Below are 21,139 nucleotides of genomic sequence, written 5' to 3'. Positions count from 1 at the left end.
CGTCCCGGCCGCCATACGGTCGCGCCAGCTCTGCGTCAGACAGAGTTGGTTCGATCAGGGTGCGCCTTCATCCTACAGGGATCAAGGCCAGGTATGCCTGTGAAAACGAGCACCATGCGCGCGTTCACCTGCGATTACCGAAGGTGTGAACCGTACGAAACACACCATTAACGCCCAGCCCCGGCTTCCGTCCCCGCCCCGTTCGTCCCGAGCCACCCGGCCAGCTTGCCGCCATGGCCGACCGAGCGCAGCCGCCGCTCCGCCGCGTCCCGCACCGGGTCCGTGGCGACGACGAGCAGTTCGTCGCCGCGCCGCAGCACCGTCGTGGGCAGGGGGACAAACGATTTTCCTTCGCGTACGACGAGGGTGACGGCGGCCCCGGCCGGCAGGCGCAGCTCGGCCACCTCGACGCCGTGCATCTTCGACCCCTCGGGGATCGCGACGGACAGCAGATGCCCGCGCAGCCGCTCCAGGGGGGCGGACTCGATGCCGAGGTCGGCGGCCTCGGCGTCCTGGCCCAGGCGCAGTGTGCGGGCGAGCCACGGCAGCGTCGGACCCTGGACCAGGGTGTAGACGACGACCAGGACGAAGACGATGTTGAAGATGCGGCGGCTGGCGTCCACGCCCTGCACCATCGGGATCGTCGCCAGGATGATGGGGACCGCGCCGCGCAGCCCGGCCCAGGACATCAGGGTCTGCTCCTGCCAGGGCACCCGGAAGGGTGTCAGGCACAGCACCACGCTCAGCGGGCGCGCCACCATGGTCAGCACCAGGCCGATGACGAGTGCGGGCCATACGTCGTCACCGAGCTCGTGCGGGGTGACCAGCAGGCCGAGCAGGACGAACATGCCGATCTGGGCGATCCAGCCGAGTCCGTCGGCGAAGCCGCGGGTGGCGGGCCAGTGGGGCAGCTTCGCGTTGCCCATCATCATCGAGGCGAGGTAGACGCCCAGGAAGCCGCTGCCGTGCGCCAGTGCGCCGCCCGCGTACGCGGTGACGGCGATCGCCATGACGGCGATCGGGTAGAGGCCGGAGGCGGGCAGCGCGACGTGCCTGAGGCCCCAGGAGCCGAGCCAGCCCACCGCGAGGCCGATGGCCGCGCCGATGGCGAGTTCCAGAGCTATCTCGCCCAGCAGCACATACCAGTGGTCGACCGGGCCGGCCGTGGAGAAGGCGACCACCAGGATGACGACCGGGGCGTCGTTGAAGCCGGACTCGGCCTCCAGCGTGCCCGTCACGCGCGCGGGGAGGGGGATTTTCCGCAGCACCGAGAAGACCGCCGCCGCGTCCGTCGAGGAGACGACCGCCCCGACGATCAGCGCCTGCCGCCACTCCAGCCCGATCAGGAAGTGCGCGGCCGAGGCCGTGACCCCCACGCTCACCGCGACCCCGCCCAGTGCCAGCGCGGAGGCGGCCGGCAGGGCCGGCTTGATCTCCTTCCACTTCGTGCCCAGACCGCCCTCGGCCAGGATCACGACGAGGGCCGCGTATCCGATGACCTGGGTCAGCTCGGCGTTGTTGAAGTGGATGTTGCCGATCCCGTCCTGGCCCATGAGGACCCCGATCCCCAGGTACACGAGCAGGCTGGGGAGCCCGCTGCGCGAGGAGATCCGGACCGCTGCCACGGCGACGAGCAGGACGAGCGAGCAGACGAGCAGAAGCTGGTCGAGATGGTGGACAGTCAGCGGCCGTTCCCTTCCCTGGCTCACACGCATCCCGCGCGGGAGCTCACGTACATAGGACACGAAGTCGAGACACTCCGCACCCAGGTACTTCGTTACCTTACCTAACTCTTGACGATTTCTTGACGCTTGCCGAGGCGAGATCGAACACTCGCCCGCGCTCGTTCCCGACTCCGCGTCAAGGCCCGCAGGGCCCTGCGCCTATGGTTGCTCCAGCGCTCATTCAACGTCACAGCCCGTCTGCCGCTCGCGTTAGGACAGCAAGGACAGCGATGCCCCCCAACACCACCGCCACAACGGGTGACAAGCCCGGCAAGTCCGGCAGGAAGAAGGGGCGCAAAGCCCGATTGGTCGTGCTGGTACTGGTCCTGGCCATCATCGGAGGCGTCGCCTACGGGGCGTACTGGTCCATCAGCACCGTCCGTGCCTCGTTCCCGCAGACGAAGGGCTCGATCACCCTCGACGGCCTGTCAGGTCCCGTCGACGTCAAGCGCGACGGCTACGGCATCCCGCAGATCTACGCCTCCTCCGACGAGGACCTGTTCATGGCGCAGGGCTATGTCCAGGCGCAGGACCGGTTCTACGAGATGGATGTGCGCCGGCACATGACCTCCGGGCGCCTGTCGGAGATGTTCGGCAAGGGGCAGGTCAAGAACGACGAGTTCCTGCGCACCCTGGGCTGGGACCGGGTGGCGAAGAAGGAGTACGACACCAAGTTGTCGGCCTCCACCAAGAAGTACCTCCAGGCGTACGCCAAGGGAGTCAACGCCTATCTGCAGGGCAAGGGCGGCAAGGACATCTCCCTGGAGTACGCGGCGCTGGGCTTCACCAATGACTACAAGCCCGCGCAGTGGACCCCGGTCGACTCGGTCTCCTGGCTGAAGGCGATGGCCTGGGACCTGCGCGGCAATATGCAGGACGAGATCGACCGCGCCCTGATGACCAGCCGCCTCGGCCCCCAGCAGATCGACGACCTGTACCCGGACTACCCGTACAGCCGCAACAAGGCGATCGTCCAGGAGGGCCAGTACAACGCGCTCACCAAGACGTTCGAGCAGAACGGCAGCTCGTCCACGAGTGGCTCGTCCACGAGCTCTGCCACGGGCGCGTCGACGTCGTCGGCGGGCTCGGCCCTGACGAGCCAGCTGTCGGGTCTCTACAAGGTCCTGGACAACGTGCCCACGGCCGTCGGCGTGAACGGCCAGGGCATCGGCTCCAACTCCTGGGTCGTCGCCGGGAGTCACACCATCACCGGCCACCCGCTGCTGGCCAACGACCCGCACCTGTCGGCCTCGCTGCCGTCCGTCTGGTACCAGATGGGCCTGCACTGCCGCACCGTCTCCAGCAAGTGCCAGTACGACGTGACCGGTTACACCTTCGCGGGCATGCCCGGCGTGGTCATCGGCCACAACCAGAACATCGCCTGGGGCATGACCAACTCCGGTGTCGACGTCACCGACCTGTATCTGGAGAAGGTCTCCGGCGACGGCTACCTCTACGACGGCACGGTGCGGCCGTTCAAGACCCGCGAGGAGACCATCAAGGTCGCCGGCGGCAAGTCCAAGACGATCGTCGTCCGCCAGACCGCGGACGGCATGCCCCTGCTCTCCGACCGCGACGACGAGCTCGTGACGGTCGGCAAGAAGGCCGCCGTCAACACCGCCGCACCCGACCGCGGCGACGGCTACGGCATCGCACTGCGCTGGACCGCGCTCGACCCGGGCACCGCCATGGACGCCGTCTTCGCCATGGACAGGGCGTCGAACTGGAGCGACTTCCGTTCCGCGGCCACCCTGTTCGACGTGCCCTCGCAGAACCTCGTCTACGCCGACAAGACCAACATCGGCTACACGCTGCCCGGAAAGATCCCCACGCGCGCGAAGAAGGACGACGGCTCGATCCCCGCGCCGGGCTGGGACTCCGGCTACAAGTGGACCGGATACATCCCGCAGGACGAGCTGCCCTACGAGTACAACCCGCAGCGCGGCTACATCGTCACCGCCAACCAGGCCGTGATCGACAAGGACAAGTACCCCTACACGCTCACCACGGACTGGGGCTACGGCACCCGCAGCCAGCGCATCACCGACCTGATCGAGTCGAAGATCAAGGGCGGCGGCAAGATGTCCACCGACGACATGCGCCAGATGCAGCTGGACAACAGCAGTGAGATCGCCAGGCTGCTCGTGCCCGCGCTGCTGAAGATCGACATCAAGGACAAGGACACCAGCGGAGCGAAGGCCGTCCGCGAGGCGCAGGAGCTCCTGGAGGGCTGGGACTACACCCAGGACGCCGACTCGGCGGCGGCCGCCTACTTCAACTCGGTCTGGCGCAACATCCTCAAGCTCGCCTTCGGCAACAAGCTGCCAAAGGAGCTGCGGGTCGAGGGCCAGTGCCTGTGGGTGGACCCCATCAACACCACCGGGCCCGCGGACGAGACCAACAAGGTGCGCGAGTGCGGCCAGCGCGACGCCGACCAGGCACAGCCGGACGGCGGCGACCGCTGGTTCGAGGTCGTCCGGGGGCTCATGGACAACCCGAAGAGCGACTGGTGGTCCACGCCCAAGTCGCTCACCCGGCCGGGCGCGAGCGACAACCGCGACGACCTGTTCAAGCGCGCCATGATCGACGCCCGCTGGGAGCTGACCGCCAAGCTCGGCAAGGACATCGACACCTGGAGCTGGGGCCGGCTGCACCGCCTGTTCCTGAAGAACCAGACCCTCGGCACCGACGGCCCCGGTTTCCTGAAGTACGTCCTCAACCGCGGCCCCTGGAAGCTCAGCGGCGGCGAGGCGACGGTCAACGCCACCGGCTGGAACGCCGCCGGCGGATACGGCGTCGTCTGGGTGCCGTCGATGCGCATGGTGGTCAACCTCGGCGACCTCGACAAGTCGAAGTGGATCAACCTCACCGGTGCTTCGGGGCACGCCTACAGCGCGCACTACACCGACCAGACGAGCAAGTGGGTCAAGGGCGAACTGCTCGACTGGAACTTCTCGGACAAGGCCGTCGACAAGAACACGAGCGACGCCCTGGTGCTGAAGCCATGAACCACCGGCCATAGGTCATCGGCCACGGAAAGTGCCCTCCACGCGCGCGTGGAGGGCACTTCTCATGTGAACCGCCGTACCGCCGACGGTGTCACCACCGCCTGCACCGGCCGGTCATGGGCCTCCTCAGGGACGTGCCCGACGACCTCCGAGTCGTACAGGAGCACCACCAGCGCGGGGTGGGCGTCCGCGCGCTCCAGGCGGGCGAGGACACGGTCGTACGACCCCCCGCCGCGCCCCAGCCGCATCCCGCGCGCGTCGACCGCAAGACCGGGCAGCAGCACGACATCGGCCCCGGTCACGGCGTCCGGGCCGAGACGTTCGCCGAGGGGCTCGAAGAGGGCCATTTTTCCGCCGTGTTGGACGCGCGCGAGGGAGCCCTCCCCGTCGTAGGCGCCCCAGTCGAGATCGTTGTCCGCGAGGAGCGCCGGCAGCAGGACGCGCACGCCCCGCGCATGCAGCACATCCAGCAGCGCGAGCGTCCCCGGCTCGCTCCCCACCGAGACGTACGCCGCCACCGTGCGCGCGTGCGCCAGTTCGGGCAGTTCGAGCGCGCGCCCGGCCAGCGCGGCCGCGGCTTCCCGCACGTCATCGGCCGTCAATCTGTTTCTCACCGCGAGGAACTCTCGCCGCAACATTCGCTTGTCAGGCTCGGCCGCACGTCCGATGTGACTCACAGGTCGCACCCGTACCCTTCCTTATGCGCTCATATGAGAGCCAATTAACCGGAGCTACAGATTCCCTGCAAAGGCACCGGATAAGGTTGCGGCCATGACCCAGTCGCACCCCAGGATCAGCAAGGCTGTCATCCCCGCAGCAGGCCTCGGCACCCGGTTCCTGCCGGCCACCAAAGCCACTCCCAAGGAGATGCTGCCGGTCGTCGACAAGCCGGCGATTCAATACGTGGTCGAAGAGGCCGTGTCGGCGGGCCTCGACGACGTCCTCATGATCACGGGCCGCAACAAGCGCCCCCTGGAGGACCACTTCGACCGCAACTACGAGCTCGAGTCCGCCCTCCAGAAGAAGGGCGACGCGGGTCGGCTCGCCAAGGTCCAGGAGTCCAGCGACCTCGCGACCATGCACTATGTGCGCCAGGGCGACCCCAGGGGCCTCGGCCACGCGGTGCTGTGCGCCGCCCCGCACGTCGGCCACGAGCCCTTCGCCGTCCTCCTCGGCGACGACCTGATCGACCCGCGCGACCCGCTCCTCGCCCGCATGGTCGAGGTCCAGGAGCAGCGCGGCGGCAGCGTCATCGCGCTCATGGAGGTCGCACCCGAGCAGATCCACCTCTACGGCTGCGCTGCCGTCGACCCCACCGACGACGCCGATGTGGTCAAGGTCCACGACCTGGTCGAGAAGCCGGCCGCGGCGGACGCTCCGTCGAACTACGCGATCATCGGCCGCTATGTCCTCGACCCGCACATCTTCGACATACTGCGCAAGACCGAGCCGGGCCGCGGCAACGAGATCCAGCTCACCGACGCCCTGCAGCAGCTCGCCGCGGACGAGAAGGTCGGCGGCCCCGTGCACGGCGTCGTCTTCAAGGGCCGCCGCTATGACACCGGCGACCGCGGCGACTACCTGCGTGCCATTGTCAGACTCGCATGCGAACGTGAAGACCTGGGCCCGGACTTCCGGACCTGGCTTCGCAGTTACGTAGCCGAGGAGATGTAGCAACGTTGAGCAGCGCCGCGCCCCGCACCACCGGCCGGGACCACCTGTGGTCGGTGGACGAACACCTGGAGGACATCCTCACGACCGTCCGCCCCCTGGAACCCATCGAGCTGCAGCTCCTCGACGCCCAGGGCTGCGTCCTGGTCGAGGACGTCACGGTGCCCCTCTCACTGCCGCCGTTCGACAACAGCTCCATGGACGGGTACGCGGTGCGGGTCGCGGATGTCGCGGGCGCGAGCGAGGAGTTCCCCGCCGTCCTGGACGTGGTCGGGGACGTCGCGGCGGGCCAGGCCGAACTGCTCCATGTGGGCCCCGGCCAGGCCGCCCGCATCATGACCGGCGCTCCGCTGCCGCCCGGCGCGGAGACCGTCGTCCCCGTCGAGTGGACCGACGGAGGCCTGGGCGAGGGCCCGGTGACCGGGATGCGCGCCCGAGCCCTGGCCCCCGAGGGCGCCGAGGGGCACGTGCGCGTGCACCGCCCGGCCGAGGCACGCGCGCATGTACGCGCTAAGGGCAGCGATGTGAAGGCCGGGGACCGCGCCCTCGAGGCCGGTACGGTCCTCGGCCCGCCGCAGATCGCCCTGCTCGCCGCGATCGGCCGCGGCACGGTACGGGTGCGCCCGCGCCCGCGTGTGGTCGTCATGTCCACCGGCAGCGAACTCGTCCAGCCCGACGAGGAACTGGGCAGCGGCCAGATCTACGACTCCAACAGCTTCGCCCTCACCGCCGCCGCCCGCGACGCCGGCGCCATCGCCTACCGCGTGGGCGCCGTCGCCGACGACGCGGAAACCCTCCGCAACACCATCGAGGACCAGCTCGTCCGCGCCGACCTCATGGTCACCACGGGCGGCGTGAGCGTCGGGGCGTACGACGTCGTCAAGGAGGCGCTGTCCTACGTCGGCGACGAGGACGAGCCGGGCAGCGGCATCGACTTCCGCAAGCTCGCCATGCAGCCCGGCAAGCCCCAGGGCTTCGGCTCCATCGGCCCGGACCACACCCCGCTGCTGGCACTCCCCGGCAACCCGGTGTCGTCGTACGTCTCCTTCGAGCTCTTCGTCCGCCCCGCGATCCGCACCCTCATGGGGCTCGACGACGTCCACCGGCCGCGCACCCGCGCGACCCTCACCGCCAGCAAGGCGCTGACCTCGCCGAAGGGCCGCAGACAGTTCCTGCGGGGGGCGTACGCCGACGGCTCCGTGACCCCGGTCGGCGGCGCCGGATCCCACCTGGTGGCGGCCCTCGCACAGGCCGACGCGCTGATCGTCGTCCCCGAGGACGTGGAGTCCGTCGAGCCCGGCACCGAGGTCGAGGTCGTCCTGCTCGGCTGAGCGCCCCTGGCCCGCGATACCGTGTCGCGCACAACAACCCCACGCACCGCACCGCGAGGGGCCCGGACCGGGAGCGCCACACAACCAATGAGTACGGACGATCGACTGACGCACATCGACGACGCGGGCGCCGCCCGCATGGTCGACGTGTCCGGCAAGGACGTGACCGCGCGCACCGCCCGCGCCAGCGGACGCGTCCTGGTCTCGCCCCGAGTGGTCGAGCTGCTGCGCGGTGAGGGAGTCCCCAAGGGCGACGCCCTCGCCACCGCGCGCATCGCGGGCATCATGGGCGCCAAGCGCACCCCGGACCTCATCCCGCTGTGCCACCCGTTGTCGGTGACCGGTGTGAAACTGGATCTGTCGGTCGCGGACGACGCCGTCGAGATCCTGGCCACCGTCAGGACCACGGACCGCACGGGCGTCGAGATGGAGGCCCTCACAGCCGTCTCCGTCGCCGCGCTCACCGTGATCGACATGGTCAAGGCGGTCGACAAGGGAGCGGTCATCACGGACGTACGGGTGGAGGAGAAGACGGGCGGCAAGTCGGGCGACTGGAGCCGGACATGACCTATCGCGCTCTGGTGGTCACCGCCTCCAACCGTGCTGCCGCGGGCGTCTACGAGGACAAGGGCGGCCCGCTGATCGCCGACGGCCTGAGGGGCTTCGGCTTCGCCGTGGACGGACCGCAGGTCGTCCCCGACGGCGACCCCGTGGAGGCCGCCCTGCGGACCGGGGCCGAGGCTGGGTACGACGTGATCGTGACCACCGGAGGCACCGGCATCTCACCGACCGACCGCACACCCGAGGCCACACGCAAGGTGATCGACTACGAGGTGCCGGGCATCGCGGAGGCCATCAGGGCGTTCGGACGGGAGAAGGTGCCCACCGCCGCGCTCTCCCGGGGCCTGGCCGGAGTGGCGGGAGGGACACTGATCGTCAATCTGCCGGGTTCCACCGGTGGGGTGCGGGACGGACTGGCCGTCCTGGAGCCCGTCCTGATCCACGCCGTCGAGCAGATCCGCGGCGGCGACCACCCCAGACCCGGCGCCACCAGTGGGGGTGCGAGCTGAACAGCCCATCCTGGCCCGTCGTGCTGACGGACGGCGACATCGTCCTGAGGCCGATAAAGCTGCGCGACCAGCGGGCCTGGCGCGAGGTCAACCGGCGCAACCGGGACTGGCTGCGTCCCTGGGAGGCGACCATTCCGCCGCCCACCCCGAGCGGGCCGATCGCGCACCGGCCGACGTATCGCCAGATGGTCCGGCACCTTCGCTCCGAGGCCGGCTCCGGCCGGATGCTGCCGTTCGTCATCGAGTACCAGGGGCGGCTGGTCGGGCAGCTGACGGTCGCCGGAATCACCTGGGGCTCCATGTGCTCTGGCCACATCGGCTACTGGGTGGACGAGTCGGTGGCCGGACGTGGTGTGATGCCGACCTCCGTGGCACTTGTCGTGGACCACTGTTTCCGGGCCGTCGGACTGCACCGCATCGAGGTCTGCATTCGCCCCGAGAACGGGCCCAGCCGCCGGGTCGTGGAGAAACTCGGATTCCGTGAGGAGGGCCTCAGGCCGCGTTATCTCCACATCGACGGAGCCTGGCGCGACCACCTCGTCTTCGCGCTCACTGCGGAAGAGGTGCCCGACGGGTTGCTCAACCGCTGGCAGCGGGCACGTACTCGGGGTAATCCCGCATAGTCCGGCAGTCCCGGTAAATTGAATATGTGTTCGAAATTGATCGCGCAGCGACCACCTCAAGGCGCTAAATTCACGCCCTCGGTGGGGTGCTGATCGCATCGGTCACAAAAAAAGTTCGAAATATCAGCCAGATCGTGCGACACACCGGCTCAATTGGCAGATGGCCTCACGCAAACCCCTCTACCGTGTGAGGCGTGAGCAGCAGCGGCCTCATCTACGCAGTCATTGTCGGGGCCTGGGCCGCCTACTTGGTGCCGATGTGGCTCCGTAGGCAGGACGAGCTGAACGAGGCCCGTCCGACGGAACGCTTCAGCACCGCCATCCGGCTGCTGTCCGGACGGGCGGGTATGGAGCGCCGATACGCCAAGGACCTGCAGGCGCGCTCCACCGAGGAGGGGGAGTCCAGCGCCGGTCGTCCGGACGCCGTCACCGACTCGGTGGACGTCCGGGCCTTCGCCATGCCTCCGGCCCGCCCTCAGGTGCGCGCGGACGTACCGGCGCAGCCGGAAGGGCGGGCACAACCGGCACGAGAACAGGCGTCGGCCCGAGATCATGCGCCGGCCCGGGAGCAGGCGCCGGCTCGGGAGCAGGCGCCGGCCCGGGAGAAGGCGGAAGCCCCGGCACCCGCACCGGCCCCCGCCCCGGCACGGAAGCGCGTGCCCGTGCCGCGGCGCACGCCCGCGGAGGAAGCGGCGGTGGCGCGCGCTCGGCGCACGAAGGCGCTCGCGCGGCGTCGGCGCACCACCGTGATGCTCTTCGTCGCGTTCACGCTCGGCACGGTCGTCGCCGCGGTCGGGGGGCTCGCGTTCCTCTGGGCGCCCGGCGTGCCCGCCGTGCTGCTCAGCGCGTACATCGTGTACCTGCGCTCCCAGGAGCGACGCCGCTTCGCCTTCCAGATGGACCGGCGCCGCGCCGAGGTCGCCGCCGAGCGGCTCCGGGAGCGCGCCCGCCAGCCGCGTCGGCGCACGGCCGCCACCGAAGCGGACGCCGACGAATCGGACGGCGGACCAGGACAGGACACCGACCCCGGACTGTCCGCGCTCGCCGCCGACCGGCGTGCCCTCGTCGAGCAGACCGACCACGCCGAGTGGGTGGACCAGCAGCGCGAGCGGCAGCGGCGGCCCGGACACGGCGACAGCTGGGATCCGGTGCCGGTGCCGCTGCCGACGTACGTGACCGCCCCGGTCGCTCCGCGGGCCACCTCGGACGTCGACCTCGGAGCGCCCGACGCATGGAGCTCGGCACGGTCGAGTTCCGTGGCCCGGGACCAGGAGACACCGGCCGCCGACGCCGCGGCACCGGACGCGGCAGCCCCCGCGGAGGACAGGGCGGACGACGACGGGCGCAGTGACGCCCGCCGTGCGGCTTCCGCGCGGCGGGCCCGGGAGCGGGGGCGTACGCCGCTGTTCGACCAGTACGAGGACGGCGAGCGGCCGCGGGCCGCCAACGAGTAGCACCCCGCCCACCTGTGCCGCTGCCTCCGCGGCGGGGCGGGAACGGATTTCCAAGCACGCGGATCGGGGTGCTAGAGTTTCACTCGTTGCAAGGGCCTGTGGCGCAGTCCGGTAGCGCACCTCGTTCGCATCGAGGGGGCCAGGGGTTCAAATCCCCTCAGGTCCACCGCAACAACTAACCCGAGGAGACTCGGGGGAGTTGGAAAGATCCCGTCCGATCGGTTGATCGGGCGGGATCTTTGCGTTGTTCCCCGTCCCGCGCCACCGGCGTGTACCGCAGGCCGAGTTGGGACGGCCGCTCGTCAGGAACCGAGCGGCTTCGCGAAGCAGCGGCTGTCGTCGTACGAGCGGTAGTAGCCGAACTTCTCGCAGGGCTCGTATCCGCTGGAGGTGTAAAGGGCTATGGCCTCCGGCTGCTTGGTGCCCGTCTCCAGGACCATCCGTATCCGGCCGGCCGCGCGGGCGTCCTCCTCCAGGGCGGCCAGGATGCGCCGGGCGAGGCCGCGGCCACGGGCCGCCTCCACCACGTACATTCGCTTGAGCTCGGCGTCCCCGTCGACGTTGCCCTCGCCGTTCGTGTCCTGGCTGCGCCAGCCGCCGGTGGCCACGGGGCTGTCGTTCTCGTCGTATGCGATGAAGTACACGCCGTTCGGCGGGTCGAAGTCCGCCGGGTCCAGGGACGTGGCGTCCCCGCCGTCGCCGTAGCGCTCGTGGTATTCGGCCTGGACCTGGTCGTTCAGCTTGACGGCGTCCGGGTGGTCGAAGGAGACACGGCGTATATTCATGTCGAAGATCGTACACCTATGCAGACGGCGGGTCGGGGCTCCGTCCAGTGTGCCGGTATCGTGCCCGCGTGCTCACTGTGACCTCCGTCAATGTCAATGGACTGCGTGCCGCCGCGAAGAAGGGCTTCGTGGAGTGGCTCGCCGGCACCTCCGCCGATGTGCTCTGCCTGCAGGAGGTGCGCGCCGAGCCGCAGCAGCTGCCCGAGCATGTGCGCACGCCCGACGGCTGGCATGTCGTGCACGCGCCCGCCGCCGCCAAGGGCCGCGCCGGTGTCTCCCTCTACACCCGCCGGGAGCCCGACCGCATCCAAGTCGGCTTCGGGGCTGCCGAGTTCGAGACCAGCGGGCGGTACGTCGAGGTCGACCTGCCGGGTGTCACGGTCGCCTCCCTGTACCTGCCCTCCGGCGAGGTCGGCACCGAGCGCCAGGACGAGAAGATCCGCTTCATGGGCGACTTCCTCGTGCATCTGAAAGCGCTGCGGGAGCGGGCCGCCGCCGACGGGCGCGAGGTGGTCGTCTGCGGCGACTGGAACATCGCCCACCAGCAGGCCGACCTCAAGAACTGGCGGGGGAACCAGAAGAACTCCGGGTTCCTGCCGGAGGAGCGGGAGTGGCTGGGGCGGGTCTTCGATGCGGAGGACGGGGGGTACGTCGATGTCGTACGAGCCCTGCATCCCGATGCGGAGGGGCCGTACTCGTGGTGGTCGTACCGGGGGCGGGCCTTCGACAATGACAGCGGCTGGCGCATCGACTACCACGTCTCGACGCCCCGGCTGGCCGCCAAGGCCGTCAAGGGCTACGTCGAGCGGGCCGCCACGCATGAGGAGCGGTGGTCGGACCATGCGCCTGTGACGGTGGTGTACGACCTCTAGTCCGTCCTCTGGTCCGTCCTCTGGTCCGTCTTCTGGTTCTGCTTTCGCAGGCGCCGGTCCAGTGCCAGCGAAAGTTCCGCCTCCACCACGCTCCGCGCCAGTGGCCGCAGCCGCTGCAGGTCCTCCTCGGCGGCGTGGCGCAGGACCAGTTCGGCGAACATCTCCGCCAGGTCGTCCACGTGTTCCCGTACCTGTTTGGCTGCTGCCAGGACCTCCGCGAGGGGGATGCCCTCGCGGACCAGGGCCGAGGAGACGTCCAGGAGGCGGCGGCTGATGTGGACGATCTCGTCGCCGTCGGTGCCGAGGTAGCCGAGGTCCATGGCGGCCCCGAGGTTCTCGGGGGTGACCTCGCCCTCGAAGCGGGCGGCGAGTTCCTCGGGGGTGAGGCGGACCGGTTCCTCCTCCGTCGGTGTCACGCCGAGGACGTCGGCGACGTCGCGGCCGTGGTCGAGGGCCTCCGCCAGTTCCGCGATGCCGCTGAGGGTGTGGCCGCGTTCCAGGAGTGCCGAGATCGTGTGCAGGCGGGCCAGGTGGTGGTCGTCGTACCAGGCGATACGGCCCTCTCGGCGGGGCGGCGGGATCAGTTTGCGTTCGCGGTAGAAGCGCAGGGTGCGCACCGTGATGCCGGCCAGCCGGGCCACTTCCTCCATGCGGTACTCGCGCTTCTCGGTCACGGTCGCAGCCTATGTTGTACCAGCGGTAACTTTCCTTGCCTCCGCCCCCTACCCATCGGTACGGAGCTGCTCTACGCTCCCCATTGCGCCAGTGTTCACTGGCAGAGTCCGAAGAGTGAGGCGTGGAGGCTACGGGATGGCCGAGCACGAACACGAGCATGTGCGGGTGGCGGTGATCGGGTCCGGGTTCGGCGGGCTGGGCGCCGCCGTGCGGCTGCGGCGCGAAGGGGTCACCGACTTCGTCGTACTGGAACGGGCCGACAGTGTGGGCGGTACCTGGCGCGACAACAGTTATCCCGGGTGTGCGTGCGACGTGCCCTCGCACCTGTACTCGTTCTCCTTCGCGCCCAATCCCGACTGGCCGCGCACCTTCTCCGGGCAGGAGCACATCCGTGCCTACCTGGAGCACGTCACGGATGTCTTCCATCTGCGGCCCCACATCCGCTTCGACTCCGAAGTGAAGATGATGACCTGGGACAGCGAGAAGCTGCGGTGGGAGATCGAGACCAGTAGCGGTTCGCTCTCCGCGGACATCGTCGTTTCCGCGACCGGGCCGCTGTCCGACCCGAAGATCCCCGAGATCCCCGGGCTCGACTCCTTTCCCGGTCAGATCTTCCACTCCGCCCGCTGGGACCACGACTACGACCTGCGCGGCAAGCGCGTCGCGATGGTGGGGACGGGCGCGTCGGCCATCCAGATCGTGCCCGCCCTTCAGCCGCAGGTCGACCGGCTCACGCTCTTCCAGCGCACCCCGCCGTGGGTCATGCCCCGCGTCGACCGCGCCATCTCCGGCGCCGAGCGGGCGCTGCACCGCGCGCTGCCCTTCACCACGCAAGCCCGCCGCGGACTGCTGTGGGGGATGCGGGAGTTGCAGGTCCAGGCATTCACCAAGCACCCCGACGAGCTCGGTTTCGTGGAGCAGTTGGCCAAGCGGAACATGGCGCGGGCCATCAAGGACCCGGCCCTGCGCGCCAAGCTCACCCCCGACTACCGCATCGGCTGCAAGCGGATCCTGCTGAGCAGCACCTACTATCCGGCGCTCGCCCGGCCCAATGTGGATGTCGTGGCCAGTGGGTTGAGTGAGATCCGCGGGTCCACCGTCGTCGCCGCCGACGGGAGCGAGGCCGAGGTCGACGCGATCATCTTCGGTACGGGGTTCCATGTCACCGACATGCCGATCGCCGAGCGGGTGGTCGGGGCGGAGGGCAAGACCCTCGCCGAGGCCTGGAAGGGCGGGATGGAGTCGCTGCGGGGCGCGTCCGCGGCCGGGTTCCCCAACTGGATGACCATCATCGGGCCCAACACCGGGCTCGGGAACTCGTCCATGATTTTGATGATCGAGTCGCAGCTCAACTACATGGCCGATTTTGTACGGCAACTCAACGTCCTGGGTGGTCGGGCGGCCCTCGACGCCCGGCCCGGCGCCGTCGCCGCATGGAATGCGCGCGTCCAGGAGCGCATGAAGCGCACCGTGTGGAACACCGGCGGCTGCACCAGCTGGTACCTCGACCCGAGCGGCCGTAACACCACCATCTGGCCCGGTACGACCACCGAGTTCCGGCGGGCCACGCGGCGGGTGGACCTCGCCGAGTACGAACTCCTCCGAGTGCCTGCCGAGAGTGCGGACAAGGTGGACAAGAGCGTGGAGGTGGACGCGTGAGCCGGCTCATGCACGTCAAGTCCGGGCCCTACGCCCCGCCCGCCCCCGTCCGCGAACTCGTCGCCGTCTCGGCCGACGGCGCCCGGCTGCACGTCGAGGTGCACGGGCCCGAGAGCGCGCCCGCCGTGGTCCTCGCCCACGGCTGGACCTGCTCCACCGCCTTCTGGGCCGCGCAGATACGGGACCTGGCCGCCGACCACCGTGTCATCGCCTACGACCAGCGCGGCCACGGACGCAGTCCGGCGGGCCCGGCCTACGGTACGGACGCTCTCGCCGACGACCTCGAAGCCGTACTGGAGGCGACCCTCGCGCCGGGCGAGAAGGCAGTGATCGCCGGGCACTCCATGGGTGGCATGACGGTGATGGCGGCGGCCGAGCGGCCCGGCTTCCGGGAGCATGCGGTGGCCGTACTGCTGTGCAGCACCGGCTCGTCGCGGCTGGTCGCCGAGTCGACCGTCGTACCCCTCGGGCCCGGGCGGCTGCGGACCTGGCTGACCGGGCACATCCTCGGGGCGCGGGCGCCGCTCGGGCCGGTCACGCCCGTTGCGCGGCGGATTCTCAAGTACGGGACGATGGGGCCGGGTTCGGCGCCGCACATGGTGGAGGCGTGCGCGCGGATCGTGCACGCGTGTCCGCGCAAGGTGCGGCACGCCTGGTCGCAGGTGCTCGCTCTGCTCGATCTCGACCATGGCGTACGGGAGTTGAGGGTGCCGACGGCCGTCGTCGTCGGTACGGCGGACCGGCTCACGCCGCCCGTGCAGGCGCGGGCGCTGATCGCCGCGCTGCCGAACTGTGTGGGCGCGACCGAGCTGCCGGGGCTCGGCCATATGACCCCGGTCGAGGCGCCCGAGCTGGTCAGCGGCCGGATCCGGGAGCTCGTGGCGACGTACACAACGATCGGCACGATCAAGGAGGGTGCATGAGCAAGGTCAGCCTCGAAGGACAGGTCGCCGTCGTCACGGGCGCCGCACGCGGGGTCGGTGAGCTGCTGGCGCGGAAGCTGTCGGCGCGGGGAGCCAAGGTGGCGCTGGTGGGGCTGGAGCCGGACGCCCTCAAGCAGGTCTCGGAGCGGCTGCACAGCGACAGTGACCACTGGTACGCCGATGTGACGGACCATCAGGCGATGGCCCGGGTGGCGCGGGAGGTCAAGGAGCGGTTCGGGAAGGTCGACATCGTCGTCGCCAATGCGGGTGTGGCGACGGGCGGGCCTTTCGTGGACTCCGATCCGGAGGCCTGGCGGCGCGTCATCGAGGTGAATCTGATCGGGTCCGCGGTAACTGCCCGTGCTTTCCTGCCTGTTCTGATGGAGAGCCGGGGGTATCTGCTGCAGATCGCCTCCCTCGCCGCGATGACTCCGGCGCCGATGATGAGCGCGTACTGCGCCTCCAAGTCCGGTGTGGAGGCGTACGCGCACAGTCTGCGGGCCGAGGTCGGGTACAAGGGCGTACGGGTCGGGGTCGGTTATCTGTCGTGGACCGACACCGACATGGTGCGGGGTGCCGATCAGGACGAGGTCATGCGGGAGCTGCGGCAGCGGCTGCCGTGGCCGTCCAACAAGACGTATCCGCTGGGGCCGGCCGTCGACCGGATCGTGGCCGGGATCGAGCGGCGCTCCAGCCATGTGTACGGGCAGTGGTGGCTGCGCGGGATGCAGGGCGTGCGGGGGTATCTGCCGGGGCTCATCGGGACGGTGGGGCAACGGGAGATGCAGCGCTTCGGGGCACGCTTGGAGGGCATGCGGTCGGGGCTCGTCGGTGCAGGTGGGGCGGCGGACGAGGAGTCCCGCGCTACGCACCGTAGTTGATCGAAATGCGCGCCGTGGTGGGCCGTGTGAATCTGGGTCGGGGCCCGGTCGAGGGCCTTCCCCCCACCCACTACGGGAGTGAACCCACATGGGTATGAAGGACAAGTTCCAGGACGAGTCGCAGAAGCGGCAGGAGCAGGCCAGGCAGAAGGCCCAGCAGGGTCGTGAGCAGGGTCAGCAGCGTGGCCGGCAGGGCCAGGAGCGGATGGATGAGGAGACGCGGCGGCTCCAGCAGGAGGAGCAGGACCGGTTTGACCAGGACTATGACGCGTAGCCGCTGCGCTTGGCTTTAGCCGGTGAGAGTGGGGTGCCCTGTGTTTTGGGGCACCCCACTTTTGCGTTGACGATTTTTGGGTGCGTTTTCGGGTGCGGGTTTGTGGGGGCTTGTCGCGCAGTTCCCCGCGCCCCTTAAGAGGGGGTTGCCCTCGGCGGGAGTTTGGGACGTGAACGGTCCGGGACATTGCTGTAATCCGGCGGTGTGGCCGGAGGGTTGGTCTCCAGGAGGTCCACTGCCAACTGGACTGCGTCGTCGAGTTGGGCGTGTCTGCCCTCTGCCCAGTCCAGGGGGGTGCGGAGGATCTCCAAATCCGGTGTCACGCCGTGGTTCTCGACGCCCCAGCCGTATGCGTCGAACCAGGCCGCGTTCATGGGGACCGTGATGATCGTGCCGTCGCCGAGGCGGTGGCGGCCGGTCATGCCGACCACTCCGCCCCAGGTGCGCTGGCCGATCACGGGGCCCAGTTTGAGGAGTTTGAAGGCTGCTGTGATCATGTCGCCGTCGGAGGATGTCGCCTCGTCTGCGAGCGCAACTACCGGGCCTCGTGGGGCATTTGAGGCGTACGACACCGGCTGGGCGTTTCTCGTCAGGTCCCAGCCGAGGATCGTGCGGGTCAGTTTTTCCACGACCAGTTCGCTGATGTGGCCGCCTGCGTTGCCGCGTACGTCGACGATGAGGGCGGGTCTCGACACCTCCATGCGCAGGTCCCTGTTGAACTGGGCCCAGCCCGAGCCGCCCATGTCCGGGATGTGTAGATAGCCGCAGCGGCCGCCGCTCAACTCCCTTACGACAGCGCGGCGTTTGGCCACCCAGTCCTGGTAGCGGAGGGGGCGTTCGTCGGTCAGGGGGACCACGGCGACGCGGCGGGAGCGGCCCGCCTCGCCCTCCGCCGGGGTGAAGGTGAGCTCGACCGTGGTGCCGCCCGCACCTGCCAGGAGAGGGTACGGGCCGGTCAGCGGGTCCACCGGGCGGCCGTCGACGTGGGTCAGTACGGCGCCCTCCCTGATGCCCGTGCCGGCCAGCGGTGAGCGCGCCTTGGAGTCCGAGGACTCGCCCGGGAGGATCCGCTTGACCACCCAACCCTCCTCCCTGTGTACGAAGTTGGCGCCCAGCAGGCCCTGCAGGCGCTGGTAGTGGGGCGGGCCCTCGTTGCGGCGGGCGGCGGTGACGTAGGCGTGGGAGGTGCCCAGTTCGCCCACCACTTCGCGCAGGAGGTCCGCGAACTCGTCGGGGGACGCGACCCGTTCGACCAGCGGGCGGTACTGGTCGAGCACCGCGTCCCAGTCGATGCCGCACATCCCCGGCTCCCAGAAGTAGGCGCGGATGAGACGGCCGGCCTCCTCGTACGACTGGCGCCACTCGGCGGCCGGGTCGACCTCGTGCAGGATGCGGCGCAGGTCGATCCAGACGGTCGTGTCGCCGTCGCCGGATTCGGAGGAGGGGACGGCTCGCAGGTCGCCTTCGTCGACCACGACCAGGCGAGTGCCGTCGCCGCTGAGTGCGAACCAGTCCAGGTGCTCCAGGAGTTCGGACTTTTTCGCCTTGCTGATGTTGAAGTGTTCGAGGGTCGGGCGGCCGGTGGTGTCGTCCGGGTTGGCGAACGTCTCGCCGAGCGCCCCCGAGATCGGCCAGCGCAGCCAGACCAGGCCGCCGCCCGCCACCGGGTACAGCGCCGAGTACTTGGAGGCGGCGACCGGGAAGGGGGTGACCCGGTTCTCCAGCCCTTCGACCTCGACGGTCACCGCGCTGTCGCCCTCCTCTTCCTCCACCGGGTCGAGGCCTCCGGCGGCCGGGCGGCCCTCCGGGGTCAGTGCGAAGGGGGAGGGGGTCGCCGAGGACAGGGGGACCAGGTACGGGCGGCAGCCGAGCGGGAAGGACAGGTCGCCGGTGTGGACGTCGTAGACCGGGTCGAAGCCCCGCCAGGACAGGAAGGCGAGATAGCGGCCGTCCCTCGTGAACACCGGGTTCTCGTCCTCGAAGCGGCCGTTGGTCACATCGACGATCAGACGGTCCGCACTTCCCTTCGGGGAAATACGGGCCATCTTGATCTGGCGGAGGGAGCGGCCGATGCCCGGATGGGACCACGTCAGCCACGCCCCGTCCGGCGAGAAGGCCAGGTCCCGCACCGGGCCGTTCGTCGAGTGGATCAGTTCGGTGACCTCGCCGTTGGAGTCCTCGGTTGCGTCGATGAGCAGCAGCCGTCCGTCGTGCGCGGCGATGGCGAGGCGTTCGCCCTGCGGGTCCGACACCAGTTCCAGGACCCGTCCGAGTTCGCCCGAGGCGAGCCTCCTCGGCTCGCGATCGCCGGTCGCGCGCGGTAGGTAGGCGATCTCGACCGCGTCCTCGCCCTCCGCGTCCGTCACATAGGCGACCTGGCCGACGGAGCCGAGCATCTCCGGGAGCCGGACCCGTACACCGGCCGTGTCGGTGATCGTGCGGGCCGGGCCGTCCCGGTGGGTGAGCCAGTACAGGCTGCCGCGTACGACGACGGCGCTCGCGCGGCCCGTCTCGTCCACCGAGATGCCGTCCACGTGCTGGGCGGCCGGGACCTGGTACGTGCGGCGGCCTGCGCGCGGCCCGCTCAGCCGTACGTCCAGGCGGCGCGGTTCGGAGTCGGCGGCCAGGTCGTCGACGATCCACAGGTCGCCGGCGCACTGGTACACCACCCGGGTGCCGTCACTCGCGGCATGGCGGGCGTAGAAGGCGTCGTGGTCGGTGTGGCGCCGCAGGTCGGAGCCGTCGTAGGCGCAGGAGTAGAGGTTGCCGATGCCTTCGTGGTCGGAGAGGAAGGCGATACGGCCGCCGACGAACATGGGGGAATGGAGGTGGCCCTCCAGGTCGGCGAGGAGTCGTTCGCCGTGGAGCCACAGCCTCCCCGTCGCGCCGCCGCGGTACCGCTTCCAGGCGGCCGGTTCGTGCGGCGGGGTGCCCGTGAGCAGGAGGGTCCTGCGTTCCCCGTCGATCTCGGCGACCTGGATGTCGGAGACCGGGCCCCAGGGGAGCTTGCGGCCCGGGTCGCCGTCGGTGGAGACCTTGTAGGCCCAGGTGAAGTAGGAGAAGGGCTCGCCGTGGGAGGCGACGGCGAGGATCGTGCCCCCTTTGTCTCCCTGAGAGGGTGTCCAGCCGCAGACCTGGGTGTCGGCGGAACCCCAGTGGGTGAGCTGTCTGCCCGGGCCGCCGTCCACCGGCACGACATGGATCTCGGGGACCAGACTCCGCCAGCTCGTGTACGCGATCGTGTCGCCGTCCGGCGAGAAACGGGGGTGGCCGATCTTCGTACGGTCGACGGTGAGGCGCCAGGCGCGGCCCGGGCCGTCGAGAGGGGAGAGCCAGAGGTCGTCCTCGGCCACGAAGCACAACAGGTCACCGCTCAGGTGCGGCAGGCGCAGATAGCTCACCTCCCCATGCTTTTCCGGCAAATGGGCCCCAGCAACTTATGTCTCGTTCACCTTCGTGAGCCAAGACACGTACGAAACGGTTTCGTTTCGCTCGTACTCAGGGTATCTTCATGGAGTACGAAGAGGATGCACCCCGAGCGGGAAGGTGAGTCGCATGACTGAGGTCGCAACGGCGCGTCGCAGTCGGATCACGCCCGAGCGTGAGGCCGAGCTGTACGGGGCCGTGCTCGACCTGCTCCGGGAAGTCGGCTACGACGCCCTGACCATGGACGCCGTGGCCGCCCGCACCAAGTCCAGCAAGGCGACGCTCTACCGCCAGTGGGGCGGCAAGGCCGAGCTGGTCGCGAAGGCGGTGCGGCACAACAAGCCGGGTCCCTCGCTGGAGGAGATCGACACCGGGTCGCTCAAGGGCGACCTGCATTCCCTCACGCGGCGTTCGGACGACTGCGATCTGGAGGCGAACTCCGCGCTGATGCGGGGTCTGGCCATGGCGATCCATGGCAACCCGGACCTCCTCAAGGCGTTCCGGGAGCATCTGATCGAGCCGGAGATGGCCGAGTTCCGCCGGGTGCTGCAGCGGGCGATCGACCGGGGTGAGGTCCGTGCGGACAATCCGGCGCTCGACTACATGATCCACATGATGATCGGCGGGTTCGCCGCGCGCTCGATCATCGACGAGCAGCCGCCGACGCAGGACTTCCTTCTTTCGTACATCGACGCAGTGGTCCTCCCTGCCCTCTGCGCCTGATCAATCCCCGCATCTCTCTTACTGCCTGACGTCACCGCTC

General features: G+C 69.6%; 18 protein-coding genes and 1 tRNA gene. 14 read left to right on the top strand and 5 right to left on the bottom strand.

Translation table 11 applies throughout. The features are described from left to right. Positions 1-167 precede the first annotated feature (167 nt). Positions 168-1,715 carry a potassium/proton antiporter gene (locus P2Q00_RS17020; protein ID WP_275773599.1) on the bottom strand — a complete coding sequence of 516 codons (1,548 nt, stop codon included), beginning with the start codon at positions 1,713-1,715 and terminating at the stop codon, positions 168-170. Positions 1,716-1,954: 239 nt separating this feature from the next. On the opposite strand from P2Q00_RS17020, the gene P2Q00_RS17015 reads away from it, so the two are divergent. Next, positions 1,955-4,732 carry a penicillin acylase family protein gene (locus P2Q00_RS17015; protein WP_275773378.1) on the top strand — a complete coding sequence of 926 codons (2,778 nt, stop codon included), beginning with the start codon at positions 1,955-1,957 and terminating at the stop codon, positions 4,730-4,732. A 62-nt stretch (positions 4,733-4,794) separates the two neighbouring features. Here the strand turns inward: P2Q00_RS17015 and P2Q00_RS17010 are convergent, their stop codons facing one another. Further along, positions 4,795-5,409, bottom strand: a complete 615-nt coding sequence (locus tag P2Q00_RS17010) for a 5-formyltetrahydrofolate cyclo-ligase (protein WP_275773598.1) — start codon at positions 5,407-5,409, stop codon at positions 4,795-4,797. A gap of 94 nt (positions 5,410-5,503) precedes the next feature. Here P2Q00_RS17010 and galU point away from each other — a divergent pair, with 94 nt between their 5' ends. The 7 genes from galU to P2Q00_RS16975 all read left to right on the top strand — a co-directional run bounded on the left by galU (position 5,504) and on the right by P2Q00_RS16975 (position 11,047). Beyond that, positions 5,504-6,406, top strand: coding sequence for a UTP--glucose-1-phosphate uridylyltransferase GalU (gene galU / locus P2Q00_RS17005; RefSeq protein ID WP_275773377.1), 903 nt, complete (start codon positions 5,504-5,506; stop codon positions 6,404-6,406). A 5-nt stretch (positions 6,407-6,411) separates the two neighbouring features. Then, positions 6,412-7,734 carry a molybdotransferase-like divisome protein Glp gene (glp, locus tag P2Q00_RS17000; RefSeq protein ID WP_275773376.1) on the top strand — a complete coding sequence of 441 codons (1,323 nt, stop codon included), beginning with the start codon at positions 6,412-6,414 and terminating at the stop codon, positions 7,732-7,734. Positions 7,735-7,821: 87 nt separating this feature from the next. Beyond that, on the top strand, positions 7,822-8,301 hold the full coding sequence (gene moaC, locus P2Q00_RS16995) for a cyclic pyranopterin monophosphate synthase MoaC (protein WP_275773375.1): 480 nt from the start codon (positions 7,822-7,824) through the stop codon (positions 8,299-8,301). Continuing rightward, positions 8,298-8,804: a MogA/MoaB family molybdenum cofactor biosynthesis protein gene (locus P2Q00_RS16990; RefSeq protein WP_275773374.1), complete on the top strand. Its 507-nt coding sequence runs from the start codon at positions 8,298-8,300 to the stop codon at positions 8,802-8,804. Before moaC ends, P2Q00_RS16990 begins: the two co-directional genes overlap by 4 nt. Positions 8,805-8,824: 20 nt before the next feature. After that, positions 8,825-9,427: a GNAT family N-acetyltransferase gene (locus P2Q00_RS16985; RefSeq protein ID WP_275773373.1), complete on the top strand. Its 603-nt coding sequence runs from the start codon at positions 8,825-8,827 to the stop codon at positions 9,425-9,427. Positions 9,428-9,621: 194 nt separating this feature from the next. Continuing rightward, entirely contained in the window at positions 9,622-10,881 is a 1,260-nt protein-coding gene (gene sepX, locus P2Q00_RS16980; protein WP_275773372.1) for a divisome protein SepX/GlpR, read from the top strand. Positions 10,882-10,973: 92 nt separating this feature from the next. Continuing rightward, positions 10,974-11,047, top strand: a tRNA-Ala gene (locus P2Q00_RS16975). Positions 11,048-11,183: 136 nt separating this feature from the next. Here P2Q00_RS16975 and P2Q00_RS16970 read toward each other — a convergent pair. Continuing rightward, the gene (locus P2Q00_RS16970) at positions 11,184-11,666 is read right to left on the bottom strand and encodes a GNAT family N-acetyltransferase (RefSeq protein ID WP_275773371.1); all 483 of its coding nucleotides are present in this window, start codon (positions 11,664-11,666) and stop codon (positions 11,184-11,186) included. Between the two features lie 68 nt (positions 11,667-11,734). Between P2Q00_RS16970 and P2Q00_RS16965 the strand changes: the two genes are divergently transcribed. Then, a complete protein-coding gene (locus tag P2Q00_RS16965; protein ID WP_275773370.1) occupies positions 11,735-12,538 on the top strand; it encodes an exodeoxyribonuclease III in 804 nt (267 codons plus the stop codon). Here the strand turns inward: P2Q00_RS16965 and P2Q00_RS16960 are convergent. Next, entirely contained in the window at positions 12,535-13,188 is a 654-nt protein-coding gene (locus tag P2Q00_RS16960; protein ID WP_425579573.1) for a MerR family transcriptional regulator, read from the bottom strand. The two genes, P2Q00_RS16965 and P2Q00_RS16960, sit on opposite strands and share 4 nt — an antisense overlap. 160 nt (positions 13,189-13,348) lie before the next feature. Here P2Q00_RS16960 and P2Q00_RS16955 point away from each other — a divergent pair, with 160 nt between their 5' ends. From P2Q00_RS16955 to P2Q00_RS16940, 4 genes are all read left to right on the top strand, one after another. Continuing rightward, complete coding sequence (locus tag P2Q00_RS16955; protein WP_275773368.1) at positions 13,349-14,872, top strand: flavin-containing monooxygenase; 1,524 nt, start codon at positions 13,349-13,351, stop codon at positions 14,870-14,872. Continuing rightward, a complete protein-coding gene (locus P2Q00_RS16950; RefSeq protein ID WP_275773367.1) occupies positions 14,869-15,795 on the top strand; it encodes an alpha/beta fold hydrolase in 927 nt (308 codons plus the stop codon). The genes P2Q00_RS16955 and P2Q00_RS16950 overlap by 4 nt, the downstream gene beginning before the upstream one ends. Beyond that, the gene (locus tag P2Q00_RS16945) at positions 15,792-16,676 is read left to right on the top strand and encodes an SDR family oxidoreductase (RefSeq protein WP_275773366.1); all 885 of its coding nucleotides are present in this window, start codon (positions 15,792-15,794) and stop codon (positions 16,674-16,676) included. The genes P2Q00_RS16950 and P2Q00_RS16945 overlap by 4 nt, the downstream gene beginning before the upstream one ends. Positions 16,677-16,764: 88 nt before the next feature. Next, entirely contained in the window at positions 16,765-16,950 is a 186-nt protein-coding gene (locus P2Q00_RS16940) for a hypothetical protein (RefSeq protein ID WP_275773365.1), read from the top strand. 134 nt (positions 16,951-17,084) lie between these two features. Here P2Q00_RS16940 and P2Q00_RS16935 read toward each other — a convergent pair whose 3' ends face one another. Then, positions 17,085-20,351, bottom strand: coding sequence for a S41 family peptidase (locus tag P2Q00_RS16935; RefSeq protein WP_275773364.1), 3,267 nt, complete (start codon positions 20,349-20,351; stop codon positions 17,085-17,087). Between the two features lie 154 nt (positions 20,352-20,505). Here P2Q00_RS16935 and P2Q00_RS16930 point away from each other — a divergent pair, with 154 nt between their 5' ends. Further along, positions 20,506-21,099 (top strand): TetR/AcrR family transcriptional regulator, encoded by a 594-nt coding sequence (locus P2Q00_RS16930; protein ID WP_275773363.1) that lies wholly within the window; start codon positions 20,506-20,508, stop codon positions 21,097-21,099. The last annotated feature ends 40 nt before the right edge of the window (positions 21,100-21,139 follow it).

It is taken from the genome of Streptomyces coacervatus, from assembly GCF_029223485.1.
GTDB lineage: Bacteria > Actinomycetota > Actinomycetes > Streptomycetales > Streptomycetaceae > Streptomyces > Streptomyces coacervatus.
Note: the sequence above shows the minus strand (reverse complement) of the source record. Positions and strands in the feature narration are given on the sequence as shown.

Bases quoted from the DNA above. Each gene is read 5' to 3' on its own strand.
- P2Q00_RS16990 (WP_275773374.1), top strand. From the start codon at position 8,298: ATGACCTATCGCGCTCTGGTGGTCACCGCCTCCAACCGTGCTGCCGCG.
- P2Q00_RS16955 (WP_275773368.1), top strand. From the start codon at position 13,349: ATGGCCGAGCACGAACACGAGCATGTGCGGGTGGCGGTGATCGGGTCC.
- P2Q00_RS16930 (WP_275773363.1), top strand. From the start codon at position 20,506: ATGACTGAGGTCGCAACGGCGCGTCGCAGTCGGATCACGCCCGAGCGT.
- P2Q00_RS16960 (WP_425579573.1), bottom strand. From the start codon at position 13,188: ATGGAGGAAGTGGCCCGGCTGGCCGGCATCACGGTGCGCACCCTGCGC.
- P2Q00_RS17020 (WP_275773599.1), bottom strand. From the start codon at position 1,715: ATGCGTGTGAGCCAGGGAAGGGAACGGCCGCTGACTGTCCACCATCTC.
- P2Q00_RS16940 (WP_275773365.1), top strand. From the start codon at position 16,765: ATGGGTATGAAGGACAAGTTCCAGGACGAGTCGCAGAAGCGGCAGGAG.
- moaC (WP_275773375.1), top strand. From the start codon at position 7,822: ATGAGTACGGACGATCGACTGACGCACATCGACGACGCGGGCGCCGCC.
- galU (WP_275773377.1), top strand. From the start codon at position 5,504: ATGACCCAGTCGCACCCCAGGATCAGCAAGGCTGTCATCCCCGCAGCA.
- P2Q00_RS16970 (WP_275773371.1), bottom strand. From the start codon at position 11,666: ATGAATATACGCCGTGTCTCCTTCGACCACCCGGACGCCGTCAAGCTG.
- P2Q00_RS16945 (WP_275773366.1), top strand. From the start codon at position 15,792: ATGAGCAAGGTCAGCCTCGAAGGACAGGTCGCCGTCGTCACGGGCGCC.
- P2Q00_RS17015 (WP_275773378.1), top strand. From the start codon at position 1,955: ATGCCCCCCAACACCACCGCCACAACGGGTGACAAGCCCGGCAAGTCC.